Origin of the sequence: Kitasatospora sp. NPDC086801 (genome assembly GCF_044745805.1) — a bacterium.
GTDB lineage: Bacteria > Actinomycetota > Actinomycetes > Streptomycetales > Streptomycetaceae > Kitasatospora.
Map to the genome: position 1 here is coordinate 1 of NZ_JBIVAX010000053.1, position 13,208 is coordinate 13,208.

General features: G+C 74.8%; 11 protein-coding genes. 5 read left to right on the forward strand and 6 right to left on the reverse strand.

Annotated elements, in window-relative coordinates; translation table 11 throughout:
- Window positions 1-245 precede the first annotated feature (245 nt).
- Complete coding sequence (locus ACIPLC_RS34155) at window positions 246-653, forward strand: YciI family protein (RefSeq protein WP_400476959.1); 408 nt, start codon at window positions 246-248, stop codon at window positions 651-653.
- A gap of 8 nt (window positions 654-661) precedes the next feature.
- On the forward strand, window positions 662-1,807 hold the full coding sequence (locus tag ACIPLC_RS34160) for an RNA polymerase sigma factor (protein ID WP_400476960.1): 1,146 nt from the start codon (window positions 662-664) through the stop codon (window positions 1,805-1,807).
- A gap of 103 nt (window positions 1,808-1,910) precedes the next feature.
- Here ACIPLC_RS34160 and ACIPLC_RS34165 read toward each other — a convergent pair whose 3' ends face one another.
- From ACIPLC_RS34165 to ACIPLC_RS34185, 5 genes are all read right to left on the reverse strand, one after another.
- Complete coding sequence (locus ACIPLC_RS34165) at window positions 1,911-3,221, reverse strand: DUF58 domain-containing protein (protein ID WP_400476931.1); 1,311 nt, start codon at window positions 3,219-3,221, stop codon at window positions 1,911-1,913.
- A gap of 31 nt (window positions 3,222-3,252) precedes the next feature.
- The gene (locus ACIPLC_RS34170; RefSeq protein WP_400476961.1) at window positions 3,253-4,173 is read right to left on the reverse strand and encodes an AAA family ATPase; all 921 of its coding nucleotides are present in this window, start codon (window positions 4,171-4,173) and stop codon (window positions 3,253-3,255) included.
- A 101-nt stretch (window positions 4,174-4,274) separates the two neighbouring features.
- Window positions 4,275-5,558 carry a DUF4350 domain-containing protein gene (locus ACIPLC_RS34175; RefSeq protein ID WP_400476932.1) on the reverse strand — a complete coding sequence of 428 codons (1,284 nt, stop codon included), beginning with the start codon at window positions 5,556-5,558 and terminating at the stop codon, window positions 4,275-4,277.
- Window positions 5,555-6,214 carry a DUF4129 domain-containing protein gene (locus tag ACIPLC_RS34180; RefSeq protein ID WP_400476933.1) on the reverse strand — a complete coding sequence of 220 codons (660 nt, stop codon included), beginning with the start codon at window positions 6,212-6,214 and terminating at the stop codon, window positions 5,555-5,557. Before ACIPLC_RS34180 ends, ACIPLC_RS34175 begins: the two co-directional genes overlap by 4 nt.
- A gap of 5 nt (window positions 6,215-6,219) precedes the next feature.
- Entirely contained in the window at window positions 6,220-7,419 is a 1,200-nt protein-coding gene (locus ACIPLC_RS34185; RefSeq protein WP_400476934.1) for a hypothetical protein, read from the reverse strand.
- 288 nt (window positions 7,420-7,707) lie between these two features.
- Here ACIPLC_RS34185 and mtrA point away from each other — a divergent pair, with 288 nt between their 5' ends.
- From mtrA to ACIPLC_RS34200, 3 genes are all read left to right on the forward strand, one after another.
- On the forward strand, window positions 7,708-8,385 hold the full coding sequence (gene mtrA / locus ACIPLC_RS34190) for an MtrAB system response regulator MtrA (RefSeq protein WP_030247322.1): 678 nt from the start codon (window positions 7,708-7,710) through the stop codon (window positions 8,383-8,385).
- Window positions 8,386-8,455: 70 nt separating this feature from the next.
- Complete coding sequence (gene mtrB / locus ACIPLC_RS34195) at window positions 8,456-10,492, forward strand: MtrAB system histidine kinase MtrB (RefSeq protein WP_400476935.1); 2,037 nt, start codon at window positions 8,456-8,458, stop codon at window positions 10,490-10,492.
- Window positions 10,467-12,332 carry an LpqB family beta-propeller domain-containing protein gene (locus ACIPLC_RS34200; protein WP_400476936.1) on the forward strand — a complete coding sequence of 622 codons (1,866 nt, stop codon included), beginning with the start codon at window positions 10,467-10,469 and terminating at the stop codon, window positions 12,330-12,332. The genes mtrB and ACIPLC_RS34200 overlap by 26 nt, the downstream gene beginning before the upstream one ends.
- Here ACIPLC_RS34200 and ACIPLC_RS34205 read toward each other — a convergent pair.
- A complete protein-coding gene (locus ACIPLC_RS34205) occupies window positions 12,329-13,129 on the reverse strand; it encodes a ComF family protein (RefSeq protein ID WP_400476937.1) in 801 nt (266 codons plus the stop codon). The genes ACIPLC_RS34200 and ACIPLC_RS34205 overlap by 4 nt on opposite strands.
- Between the last annotated feature and the right edge of the window lie 79 nt (window positions 13,130-13,208).

Consider the following 13,208-nt stretch of genomic DNA (forward strand, 5'->3'; position numbering starts at 1 on the left):
TGCAGGGGGGACCCTGTGGGAGAGTAGGACGCCGCCGAACAATCATTCACAAAGAACCCCCATCCGGGAAACCGGATGGGGGTTCTTTGCATTTCGCCCCACAAGAGCACCTCACGGGAGCACCTCGCGAGGCGCCCCACGGAAGTTCAAGAAAGTTCGGCCGGCCATGTCGAGAACCCGTGGCTGGCTCCGTCCCCGGGGTGAACGCGGCCACAATGGGTCGCACCAGCACCGAGGAGAACATGATGGCCAAGTACCTGCTGCTCAAGCACTACCGAGGCGCCCCGGCTCCGGTCAACAACGTGCCCATGGACCAGTGGACGCCGGAGGAGATCTCGGCGCACATGCAGTACATGCAGGACTTCGCGGACCGGCTGGAGAAGACCGGCGAGTTCGTCGACGGCCAGGCGCTCGCTCCCGAGGGGACGTTCGTCCGGTACGACGGCGAGGGGCGCCCGCCGGTGACCGACGGCCCGTTCGCGGAGACCAAGGACCTGATCGCCGGCTGGATGGTGATCGACGTCGACAGCTACGAGCGCGCCGTCGAGCTGGCTGGAGAACTGTCGGCCGCTCCCGGGGCGGGCGGGCGGTCGATCCACGAGTGGCTGGAGCTGCGTCCGTTCCTGGGCTCGCCGCCCGCCATCACCGAGTGACCTCCCCGGTGGACGAGGTCCTGCTCCGGAGCCTCACTCCGAGCGTGCTCGGGATCCTCGGCCGCCGCGGAGCCGACTTCGCGGCGGCCGAGGATGCCGTGCAGGACGCGCTCGTCGAGGCGGTCCGCGTCTGGTCGGCCGACCCACCGCGGGACCCGAAGGGCTGGCTGGTCACCGTGGCCTGGCGCCGGTTCCTCGACGCGACCCGGGCGGACGCGGCCCGTCGCAGGCGGGAGGACCGGGTCGACGAGGAGCCGGCGCCAGGGCCCGCGCCCACGGTGGACGACACGCTCCAGCTCTACTTCCTGTGCGCCTACCCGTCGTTGACGCCGTCGTCGGCGGTCGCGCTCACGTTGCGTGCCGTCGGCGGGCTGACCACCCGCCAGATCGCCCAGGCCTACCTGGTGCCCGAGGCGACCATGGCGCAGCGGATCAGCCGGGCCAAGCGCACCGTCTCGGGGGTGCGGTTCGACCGGCCGGGCGACGTCGCCACCGTGCTGCGCGTCCTCTACCTGGTCTTCAACGAGGGCTACTCCGGCGATGTCGACCTCGCCGCCGAGGCCATCCGGCTGACCCGGCAGCTCGCGGCGGCGATCGACCACCCCGAGGTGGCGGGGCTGCTCGCCCTGATGCTGCTCCACCACGCCCGGCGCGCGACCCGGACCGGGCCCGACGGGAGCCTGGTGCCGCTGGCCGAGCAGGACCGCGGCCGGTGGGACACCGGGTTGATCGCCGAGGGCGTCGGGATCCTCCAGACGGCCCTCGCCCGCGACCGGCTGGGCGAGTTCCAGGCCCAGGCCGCGATCGCGGCACTCCACGCCGACGCGCCCACCGCCGAGGAGACCGACTGGGTGCAGATCGTCGAGTGGTACGACGAGCTCGCCCGCCTGACGGACAGCCCGGTCGTCCGGCTCAACCGCGTGGTGGCCGTGGGCGAGGCCGACGGACCGCGCGCCGGGCTGGCGGCGCTCGCGGAGCTGGACGGTTCGCTGCCCCGCCACGCGGCGGTGGCGGCGTACCTCCACGAGCGCGACGGTGACCTGGAGACGGCGGCACGGTTGTACGCCGAGGCGGCCCACAAGGCCCCCAACCTCGCCGAGCGCGACCACCTGACGCGTCAGGCCGCCCGGCTCAACGCCCGGCGGCGTCGCTGACGGATCACATCGGCGTCCCCTTGGGGCAGGTGAGGGGGCGTCACCACCGGTCCGCCCGCTGAGGGCGGCCGGGCCCGTGACGGAGCTCGTGGCGCGGAAGGGCTCAGAGGCGGCCGGCGGATTTGAGGGCGAGGTAGGTGTCGGCGAGGGCGGGGGCGAGCTGGCTGGGGGAGGCGTCGAGGACGGTGACGCCGTGGCGGCTGAGGCGGTCGGCGGTGGCGCGGCGGTCGGCGCGGGTCTGTTCGGCGGCGGCGGCGCCGTAGACGGCTTCCAGGGTGCCGCGGCCGGCGGCGAGGGCGTCCAGGTGCGGGTCGGCGACCGAGGCCAGGACGACTTCGTGGCGCCTGGTGAGCAGCGGCAGCAGCGGGCCCAGGCCGTCCTCGACCGGGGCCGTGTCGAGGCCGGTGAGCAGGACGATCAGCGAACGGTGCGGCGCCATCTTGAGGGCGGTGGAGACCAGTGAGCGCATGTCGGTCTCGTGCAGGGCCGGTTCGAGGGAGGCCATCGCGTTGGTGAAGGCCGGCAGGATCTCGCTGGGCGAGCTGCCGGCGACCGCGGCGCGCTTGCGGGCGTCGTGGGCGAGCAGGTCGACCCGGTCGCCGGCTCGGGTGGCGAGGGCGGTGAGCAGCAGGGCGGCGTCGAGGGAGGCGTCGAGGCGGGGCGCGTCGCCGACGCGGCCGGCGGAGGTGCGGCCGGTGTCGAGGACGACGAGGATGTGCCGGTCGCGTTCGGGGCGCCAGGTGCGGACGGCGACGGTGGTGCGGCGGGCGCTGGCCCGCCAGTCGATGGAGCGGACGTCGTCGCCGGGCAGGTACTCGCGCAGGGAGTCGAACTCGGTGCCCTGGCCGCGGGTCAGGACCGAGGTGCGGCCGTCGAGTTCGCGCAGTCGGGCGAGCCGGGAGGGCAGGTGCTTGCGGCTGGTGAACGGGGGCAGGGCGCGGACCGTCCAGGGCAGGTGGTGCGAGCCCTGGCGGCCGGCCAGGCCGAGCGGGCCGAGCGAACGGACCGTCACCCGGCGGGCGTGGTGGTCGCCGCGGCGGGTCGGGGTGAGCACGGTGACGGCCCGGCGCCGCTCGCCGCCGGGGACGTGCAGGGTGTGCCGGGAGGCGGCCTCGGCGGTGCCGGGCCGCCAGGCGGAGGGGGCCCAGGCGTCGCGGATCCGGGCCCGGAGGGGCCGCCCGGAAGGGTTGGTGACGGTCAGTTCGACGGAGGCGGGTTCGCCGAGCCGGACGGTGGTGTCGCCGCCCCGGCCGAGTTCCAGGCTGCGGACGGGGGCGGCGAGCACCAGGTCGATCACGGCGGCGAGCAGCACGGTGCCGGTGACGAGGCCGATCCCGGCCCAGGACGGCAGCAACAGGCCCACGACGAGCGTGCCGAGCGCGGCGAGCAGGGCGGTTCGCCCGGTGAGGGCCATGCGGTGCGCTCCTTCGGGAACGGACGGTGGTTCAGCGGGGGGCGGGCGTCTGGGCGAGGACGGCCTGGATGACGGAATCGGCGGTGACGCCCTCCATCTCGGCCTCGGCGCGCAGCGCGACGCGGTGCCGCAGGGCGGGCAGGGCCAGGGCCTTGACGTCGTCGGGGGTGACGTAGTCGCGCCCGGCGAGCCAGGCCCAGGCGCGCGAGGCGGCCAGCAGGGCGGTGGCACCGCGCGGCGAGACGCCGATGGACAGCGACGGGGACTGCCGGGTGGCCCGGCAGAGGTCGACGATGTAGGCGAGGACCTCGGGGGAGACGGTCAGCTTGGCGATCTGCTCGCGGGCGGCGGCGAGGTGCGTGGGGCCGGCGACCGGGCGGACGCCGGCGGCGGCGAGGTCGCGGGGGTCGAAGCCGGCGGCGTGCCGGGACAGGACCTGGAACTCCTGGTCGCGGTCGGGCAGCGGCAGGACCAGCTTGAGCAGGAAGCGGTCCAGCTGGGCCTCGGGCAGCGGGTAGGTGCCCTCGTACTCGACCGGGTTCTGGGTCGCGGCGACCAGGAACGGGTCGGGCAGCGCGCGCGGCGTGCCGTCGACGGTGACCTGGTGCTCCTCCATGGCCTCCAGCAGGGCGGCCTGGGTCTTCGGCGGGGTGCGGTTGATCTCGTCGGCGAGCAGCAGGTTGGTGAAGACCGGGCCGGGCTGGAAGGAGAACTCGGCGGTCCGGGCGTCGTAGACGAGGGAGCCGGTGACGTCGCCGGGCATCAGATCGGGGGTGAACTGGATGCGCTTGGTGTCCAGGTTGAGCGCGGTGGACAGGGTGCGGACCAGCAGGGTCTTGGCGACGCCGGGGACGCCCTCCAGCAGCACGTGGCCGCCGCAGAGCAGGGCGACGACGAGGCCGGTGACGGCGGCGTCCTGGCCGACCACGGCCTTGCCGATCTCGGCGCGCAGGGCGGTGAGCGCGGCGCGCGGGTCGGTGGCGGGGCCGGGGGTGCCCGGGGTGGCAGCCGCCGCGCCGGGGGTGCTGGAGGGGGTGGCGGTGGCCTGTTCGGTCACGGGTTCCGTACCTGCCTTTCGAGGGCGTCGAGGTCGTCGGCGAGCCGCAGCAGCGCGGCGTCGTCGGTCGGGGGCGGGCCGAAGAGGAGGGCCCGGACGTCGCCGGCGGGCTGCTCGGGGAGGCGGTCGGCCACGGCCGCGCAGAGGGTGTCGGGGTCGGGCGCGCCGGCGTGCAGCGGGACGCCCAGGGCCGGGGCGAGGCGGTGCGCGGCGGCCCGGCGCAGGGCCTCGGCGGCGCGGCCGCGGGCCTTGGCGCGGCGGTAGAGCCGGGCGCGGCCCTCGGTGGTCTCGGCGGCGCGGACCACGACGGGCAGGTTCTCGCTGATCACCGGGCCGAGTCGGCGGCCGCGCCAGAGGGCGGTCAGGACGAGCGCGACGGCGAGCTGGTAGCCGGCCCAGCGCCAGCCGTCCGGGATGTAGTCGCCGAAGGTCTTGTCCCGGGTGCCCTGGGCGAGCGGGGCGCTGTAGTCGGGCAGGTGCCAGGTGAGGCGGGGCTGGGAGCCGAGCAGGCCGAGGGCGAGGGCGGCGTTGCCGTCCTTGGCGAGCTGCTCGTTGTGCAGGAAGGCGCCGGTGCCGAGCACGATGACGTCGCCGTCGGCGGTCGGGGCGCTGACCAGCGGGTAGCCGTGGCCGCGCGGGTAGCAGCCGGCGCCGCGGCTGCCGCTGGTGTAGAGCATCCCGCCGATCTCGGCGCTGCCGGCCCGGACGGCCTCGGTGAGCGAGCACTGTGCGGCGGTGCTGCGGACGGAGGCGTAGGAGGGGCCGCCGTCCTCGTCGGAGGGGCGGATGCCGGGGGCCAGGGCGCTGAGTGCGGCCGGGCCGGGGGCGATGAGGACGAGCCGGCTGTGCCGGGCGTCGGCGACGGCGCGCAGTTCGGCGGGGCCGAGCAGGTCGGGCTCGGGCAGGACGAGGGTGTCGGCGCCGCCCGGGTGGCCGGTGAGGTCGGTGGTGAGGTCGGTCTTGAGGCCCTGGTGTTCGAGCAGCGCGAGGACGGCGTGGCTGCCGTCCTGGTCGTAGGAGCGCGGGTCGAGCGGCGGGTAGCGGCGGTCCTGGCCGAGGGCGGCCACGGCGGTGGCGCCGATCAGCAGGACGGCGAGGACGAGCAGGTACCAGCGGGCCCGGCGCCAGAGGCCGCGGCCGGTGGGGGCGAGGCTGGTGGGGGCCGTCCCGGAAGCGGAGGCGGAGGCGGAAGTGGGTACGGGGACGGGTACGGGGGCGGGCGCGGCGGGTCCGGCGTCCGCGGGCGGCGGCGCGGGCGGCGCGGGGGCGGTGCTGGTCATGCCGCTCCTCCCAGGGCCGGGCGGGCGCGTTCCAGGGTCCGGTCGAGCTCGCGCAGCAGCTGGTACGCGGCCTGGTCGGCGGTGCGCTCGCCGTAGGCGATGTCGTCGAAGGTGCGGGCGGCGGCGGCCAGGGCGGCGGCGTGGTCGGGCAGGGCCCGGCCGGCCTCGGTGGCGGCCTCGTCGGCGGTGCGGCCGGGGCGGACGTCGAGCAGGGTGCGTTCCTCCAGGGCCCGGACCAGGGCGCGCATCTGCTCGCGGACGGCCTCGGTCCAGTGCCCGGCGGCGGCGTGCCGTTCGGCGTCGGCCCGGTACTGGTCGGCACTGCGCGGTCCTTCGACGCCGTAGACGTCGAGGACGGTGCGGGCCGCGCGCCGGGGTGCGCCGAGGCGCCACCAGAGGGCGGCGCCGATCAGCAGGGCGACGATCAGGAAGAGCACCAGACCGGTGGTGCCGCTGGTGCCGTCGCCGGAGATGCTGTCGAGCGCGCTGGTGATGTGGTCGTTGAGCCAGGTCATGACCCGTTCCAGGACGCTCGGGTCGTGCTTGTGGTACTCGGCGTTGAGCAGTTCGTCGCGGGCGGCGTCGCGGGCCGGGTCACGCGGGACCGGGGCCGGGGCGCCGCCCGCGACGAGGAGCCTGTCCCCCCAGGTAGGCATCCGGGTCAGCGCCTCGCGGGGGTTCGGCCGGCCTGGTCGCCCCAGCCGGTGGCACCGGGCTCGGCGAGGCCGGCGGCGCGGGCGAGTTCGATGTCCAGGGCCTCGCGGCGGATCCGCTGGTCGACGTAGATGAGGACGCCGAGGGCGGCCCGGAAGGGGATGGTGAGGGTGGCGGCGATGATGCCGGCGATCGCGGTGGTGATCAGCATCGCGGTGGGCTCGTGGGCCGCGCTGAGGTCGACCTGGCGGTCGAAGTCGCTGAAGCCGAGGACGAGTCCGGCGAAGCGGAACGGGATCGCGATGACCATGGCGACGATGAAGGTCAGCACCTCGCCGAGCAGCGAGATGCCGAAGATGCGCCACCAGGAGCCGAGGGTCAGGCGTCGGGAGCGGGACAGCGCGGTCCGCACGCCCTGCTTCTCCAGCATCAGGGCGGGGGCGGCCAGGCTGAACCGGATCCACAGCCAGAAGCCGACCGGGATGGTCAGGATGCCGACGAGGAACAGCAGGGCCTCCGTCCCGGGGTCGCCCGCCGAGCCGGTGGCGTAGAAGTACCAGGGGCTGAAGCCGAGCAGCACCACGCCGCCGGACATCAGGCCGGTGAGCAGGGTCAGCCCGAGCAGCTGCGGCAGCCGGGGGCGGGCGTCGCGCCAGGCGTCCCCGGCGGTCGCGGACTGCCCGAGGACGGCGCGGCTGACGACCATGGTGAGCAGCGCGGTGGCGATCACGCCGAGCAGCACCGTCAGCGGCATCGAGGCCAGCATGGTCGTCACCTGGGTGGCGGGGCCGGTCTTGCCCTTGACCAGCAGCTGGGCGGCGACGTCGCCGGCCTGCTCGACGACGGCGATGCCGAGGGAGAGGGTGAGGGTCGTCCGCCAGTGCTTGCGGATGGTGGCGACGGAGCCGTCGAGGAGTTCGCCGAGTCCGAGCGGGCGCAGCGGGATGACGCCGGGCTTGGGGCTCTGCGGAGCGCCCCAGCCGTAGGGGTGGTGGCCGCCCGGTGCGGGCTGGCCCCAGTGGGGCCGGGGCGGTTGGCCGTTCCAGCCGGGGGCCGGTGTCGGTGCCGGCGCCGGGGCGGGGGCGGGGGCGCCCTGCGGTGGTGCCGACGGCCCGGGCACGGCGGCGGGCGCGTCGGCCGGGGGCCGGGCGTCGTCGCGGGGCGGCTCGGACGAGCCGGGCGAGGCCCAGCCCGGAGTGTCGGTCATCACAGCTCCTCGGAGGGGCGTCACGGGCGCGGTTCCGGGCGGATCTTTCGCCCGCGCGCAGCGCCCATCGTGCCATGGGGCCCGGAAAGGCCCCATGGGTATCCGGCCGCTGATCGGAAACGGGGGTGTTCCGATGGTCGGGCGGTGGGCCGCGGACCGTTCGAAGGCGTTCCGACCGGGCGCATTCGCCCGGTATGGCCTGAATTAACCGGCGGGGGGAGTTGGCCGTTGTGGAGCATTGGCACTGCTGTGCGGCAGGTCACAATCCGGTAATGAGAGGATGGACGCATGAAGGGACGCGTCCTCGTCGTTGATGACGACTCCGCACTGGCCGAGATGCTCGGTATCGTGCTGCGTGGTGAGGGTTTTGAGCCGTTTTTCGTCGCGGATGGAGACAGGGCGCTAGCCGCGTTCCGGGAGACCAAGCCCGACCTGGTCCTGCTCGACCTGATGCTGCCCGGTCGGGACGGCATCGACGTCTGCAGGCAGATCCGGGCGGAGTCCGGCATCCCGATCGTCATGCTGACCGCGAAGACCGACACGGTCGACGTCGTGGTGGGCCTGGAGTCGGGTGCCGACGACTACGTCACCAAGCCGTTCAAGCCCAAGGAGCTGGTGGCCCGGGTTCGCGCCCGACTGCGCCGTGCCGAGGAGCCGACGCCCGAGCAGCTGACCATCGGCGACCTGGTGATCGACGTGGCCGGCCACTCGGTGAAGCGGGACGGCCGGGGCATCCCGCTGACCCCGCTGGAGTTCGACCTGCTGGTCGCGCTGGCCCGCAAGCCCTGGCAGGTGTTCACCCGCGAGGTGCTGCTGGAGCAGGTCTGGGGCTACCGGCACGCGGCGGACACCCGCCTGGTCAACGTCCACGTGCAGCGCCTGCGGTCCAAGATCGAGAAGGACCCGGAGCGCCCCGAGATCGTGGTGACCGTCCGCGGCGTCGGCTACAAGGCCGGACCCAGCTGACGTGACGCACCTGGCTGACGAAGCCCCGTCGGGTTCCGCGACCGACGGGGCCGACGCGGTTCGCGGGTCCGTGCTGAGTTCGACCACCCGCCGCCGGCGCCGGGCGGCCGCGTTCGCGCTGGTGACCCGTCAGCTGCGGCGGCCCGTGCGCAGGGTGACGGCGCTGTACCGCCGGTCGATCCAGCTGCGCGTGGTGGCGGTCTCGCTGCTCGCGTCCATCGCGGTCGTCCTGGTGCTCGGCGTGGTCGTGATGGCGCAGGTGCGCACCGGTCTGCTCGACACCAAGATGGCGGCCGCCCGGGAGCAGGCCAGGATCGGTTTCCAGGCCGAGCTGAAGAAGATCGACGAGGCGAAGGACCAGCGGCTGCGGGTCGGCGCCACGCCCGACCCCACCATCGAGGAGACCGGCACCTGGCTGCTGCGCCAGGTCAACGACCTGGCCGCGAGCGGGCAGACCGTCTACTCGGTGATCGCGATGGCCTCCGGCACCTCCGGCACCGACGCCGTCGTCCCGGAGAACGGCTTCGCGCCGCGCTACTCGGGCGACATCCTGCCCAGCAGCGTTCCGGACACTCTGCGGGACAAGGTCCACTCCGAGCCCGGCCAGATGTTCGACCAGCCGGCCCGGATCCACCGAGCCGACGAACGGACCGAGCCCGGGCTGGCCCTCGGCATGCAGTTCGTCGGCCCGGCCGGCAACAGCTACCAGATGTTCTACGTGTTCTCCTTCGGCCAGGAGACCGACACCCTCAACCTGGCCACCGGCACCCTGGCGACCGCCGGCGTGTTCGTGGTGATCCTGATGGGCGGCATCGCCTGGGTCGTGGTGCGCCAGGTGGTCACCCCGGTCCGGATGGCCGCCGGCATCTCCGAGCGGCTCGCCGACGGGCACCTGGAAGAGCGGATGAAGGTCACCGGCACGGACGACATCGCCCGCCTCGGCGAGTCGTTCAACCGGATGGCCAACGCCCTGCAGGCGCAGATCCGCCAGCTGGAGGAACTGTCCCGGGTGCAGCGGCGCTTCGTCTCGGACGTCTCGCACGAACTGCGCACCCCGCTGACCACGGTCCGGATGGCCGCGGACCTCATCTACGACAGCCGCGAGGACCTGGACCCGATGGCGGCCCGCTCGGCGGAACTGCTGCAGGGCCAGCTGGACCGCTTCGAGTCGCTGCTCGCCGACCTGTTGGAGATCAGCCGTTTCGACGCCGGTGCCGCGATCCTGGACGCCGAGCCGGTCGACCTGCGCGACATCGTCGCCCGGGTGGTGGAGGCCGCCGACCCGCTGGCCCAGGCCAAGGGCAGCGCGGTGGTGATCCGCGGGGACGGCGAGCCGGTCGTCGCCGAGGTGGACTCCCGCCGGATCGAGCGCATCCTGCGCAACCTGGTGGTCAACGCCCTGGAGCACGGCGAGGGCCGCGACGTGGTGGTCCGGCTGGGCTCGGCCGACGGCGCGGTCGCGGTCGGCGTGCGCGACTACGGCATCGGCCTCAAGCCGGGCGAGGCGTCCCGGGTGTTCCACCGCTTCTGGCGGGCCGACCCGTCCCGGGTGCGGACCACCGGCGGCACCGGCCTCGGCCTGTCCATCGCGGTCGAGGACGCGCACCTGCACGGCGGCTGGCTGCAGGCCTGGGGCGAGCCCGGCGGCGGCTCGCACTTCCGGCTCACCCTGCCGCGCACCCGGGGCGGCGAGATCAGCCGGGCGCCCTTCCGGCTGGAGCCGGAGGACTCCCGCAACAACCGGGGCCTGGGCACCTACGGCGCGCCGTACCGGCGGGCGATCAGCCCGGCCGGAGCGACCGCGATGACCGTCGCCGAGGAGCAGGCGGAGACGCCGGAGGGGCCCGTCAACGGCTTCGGTAGCGGGCTGGGCGGGGTGCTGAACATCGGCCCCGACCTGGGCAAGCGCCGACTGCCCGAGGGGCCGCGCGCGGACCCCTCGGACGTTCGGACGGCGGGGAGCGGGTACGGCGCCACCGGCGCCCAGGTGATGGTGGACCCGACGCCCGGACGGCCGTCGGTGGCACAGCGGACGGCGGAGCCGGACGTGACGGGTGGGACGGACCTGGAGGGGTCGCAGCGTGCGAAGGACGAGCAGCAGGACTGAGCCGCGGTTCACGGCGGTGGCCGGCGTGGTGCTCGGCGCCCTGGTGGCGAGCGGCTGCGCGGCCATGCCGGACTCCGGCGGCATCTCCAGGGTGGAGCTGTCGCAAGGGGCGGCCGACAAGAACCTGCAGGCCAAGGTCTACCCGGTGGCGCCGGCCAAGGGCGCCAAGCCGCGCGCCCTGCTGACCGGGTTCCTGGACGCGGTGACCGCCGACGAGGGCTACGAGACCGCGCGCCAGTACCTCACCGAGAACGCCTCCGCGCACTGGAACCCGGACGCCGGCGTCCAGGTGCTCTCCGCCGCCACCCCGAACCTCCCGGCCGGCCAGGACGTCACCGACGCCGACACCACCGTCTCCGCGACGGTGACCGGGTCGCTGATCGCCAGGATCGACGAGAAGCACTCGTACCTGGTCGAGGGGCAGCGGGACGTCTCGGCCGACTTCACCTTCGTCCGGGAGAAGGACGGCGAGTGGCGGATCGACAGGCTGCCGGCCGGCGTGATCATGAACGAGACCAACTTCAACAACAGCTACCGCCAGGTCGACCGGTACTTCTACACCACGCCGGACCCGTCCTCGACCGTCACCGGAAGCGCCGGCCAGCAGGTGCTGATCCCCGACCCGATCTACCTGCGGCGCCGGACAGACCCGCTGACCGCCGCCGCCAAGGCCCTGGTCACCGGGCCCTCGACCTGGCTCGCGCCGGTCGCCCGGACGTCCTTCCCGGGCGGCGTCAGCGTCGACCGGGTGAGCGTCGACGACGGCCGGGTCGCCCACGTGCAGCTCGGCGGGGCGGACGTCAGCGAGCCGGTGTCCTGCCGGCGGATGGCCACCCAGCTCTTCTACACCCTCGCCGACCAGGGCAAGGGACAGGTCGAACGGCTCGAACTGAAGGGCCAGCGGGGCAGTTGCTTCGCCAGCCGCAACGACCTGCCGGCCACCGGCCCCGGCGCGCTGGCCGGGCCGCTGCCCGCGCAGCAGTACTACCAGCGCGCCGACAACGGCGTCCTGATGGTCACCGACGAGCAGCGCAACGGCGACCCGGTGCGCGGCGTCCTCGGCAAGCCGCAGCCGGCCGGCAAGACCCCCCTCGGCGCCACGGCCGTCAACCGGGACGGCTCCCGGGCCGCCGCGATCAGCGGGGACGGCCACCAGCTGTACTCGGTGCCGCTGGCCGACAGCGCGGTGGCGATGCCCGACCCGGTGCTCACCTCGCCGGTGAAGACCGCCGACAAGGAGGACGGGCTCGCCTCGCCCAGCTGGGACGGCCGCGGCGACCTCTGGGTGGTGGACCGCAACCCGCAGGGCCCGCGGGTGGTGATGGTCCGCGGCAACCGGGCGTACCCCGTCGCGGTCGAGGGGCTGGACGGGCAGACCGTACAGGCCCTGAAGGTCTCCTCGGACGGTGCCCGGGTCGCCCTGGTGGTCAAGACCGCGGGCGTGTCCAGTCGCTCGCTGTACTTCGGCCTGGTGGTGCACGGCGGCACCCCGGAGGCGCCGACCGCGCGGATCACCAGCCTGCGCCGGGCGGCCCCCTCGCTCACCGACGTCGCCTCGGTCTCCTGGGCGGAGGCGGACCAGCTGCTGGTGCTCGGCAAGGAGGCCGACCGGATCAAGCAGCTGTACTACATCGGCACCGACGGCACGCAGAGCGCCGACGCCACGTTGCAGGCCGAGAACATGCTCACCGTCTCGGCCTCCGAGTCCCGGGGCAACGTCCTGGCCCAGGCGCCGTCGGTGCTCGCGGCGGCCGGAGGCGCGATCTACCGGCTGATCGGCAGTCAGTGGCGGGAGGTCCAGTTGACCGACAAGGCCGGGTCCTTCTTCTACGCGGGCTAGGTGCCGCCGGCCGCGGCCTGACGCCCCGACGCGCTGACGCTCCGGCACGCTGACGCCTCGTCGGGCCGCCCGGCGGCCCAGTCGGACCGGTGCGCGGTGGCGGCGACCGTGGCGCCCGCCCGGGCGGGCAGTCCGGCGTCCGCCAGTGCCCGGGCCGCCTCGGCGAGGCTGGCGCCGGTGGTCACCAGGTCGTCCACCAGGACCGGCTGACGGTCCAGCAGGCCGCGCCGGGCGCGCGGCAGCACGGTGAGCGCGCCGTGCAGGTTGCGGTGGCGCTCGGCCGCGCTCAGGCCGGCCTGGTCGGCGACCGGGCGGGCGTGCCGCAGCAGCGGCTCGGCCCGGGCGTCCAGGCCGGCCCGGCGCAGCGAACGGGCGGCGGCCCCGGCCAGCCGCAGCGTCGGGTCGTGGCCGCGGGCGCGGACGGCGGCTCGGGCCGAGGGCATCGGGACCAGCAGCAGCGGCGCGGCCCCGGCACGCGGCCCCAGGGCGGAGCGGACGGCCCGGCCGAGCGCCTCGCCGAGCGGGCCCGCCAACCGCAGCGCGCCGCGCTCCTTGTGGGCGAGCAGCAACTGCCGGACGGGGTCGGTGTACGGGGCGGCGGCGTGCGCCCAGGGCAGCAGGGTGGGGCCGGGCCGGGCGGCGGCCAGTGCGTGCCGGCAGGCCGGGCAGAGCTGGGTGCGCTCGGTGCCGCAGCCGGCGCAGCGGGCGGGGACCAGGACGTCCAGCAGCCCGGCCAGTGCGTGGCCGAACGGCCCTTGGGCGGACGGTGGACGGGTGGGGGCGGGGGACGGTGGCACGGCTGCTCCTGGCGGCGGCAGGCACGGAGAGTGAGCAAAGGATGCGCCGTACGGGGGGTGTTGTCCAGGTATTTACCCG

Coding starts and splice junctions, on each gene's coding strand:
- ACIPLC_RS34155 (WP_400476959.1), top strand. CDS start 246: ATGGCCAAGTACCTGCTGCTCAAGCACTACCGAGGCGCCCCGGCTCCG.
- ACIPLC_RS34165 (WP_400476931.1), bottom strand. CDS start 3,221: ATGGCCCTCACCGGGCGAACCGCCCTGCTCGCCGCGCTCGGCACGCTC.
- ACIPLC_RS34175 (WP_400476932.1), bottom strand. CDS start 5,558: ATGACCAGCACCGCCCCCGCGCCGCCCGCGCCGCCGCCCGCGGACGCC.
- ACIPLC_RS34180 (WP_400476933.1), bottom strand. CDS start 6,214: ATGCCTACCTGGGGGGACAGGCTCCTCGTCGCGGGCGGCGCCCCGGCC.
- ACIPLC_RS34185 (WP_400476934.1), bottom strand. CDS start 7,419: ATGACCGACACTCCGGGCTGGGCCTCGCCCGGCTCGTCCGAGCCGCCC.
- mtrA (WP_030247322.1), top strand. CDS start 7,708: ATGAAGGGACGCGTCCTCGTCGTTGATGACGACTCCGCACTGGCCGAG.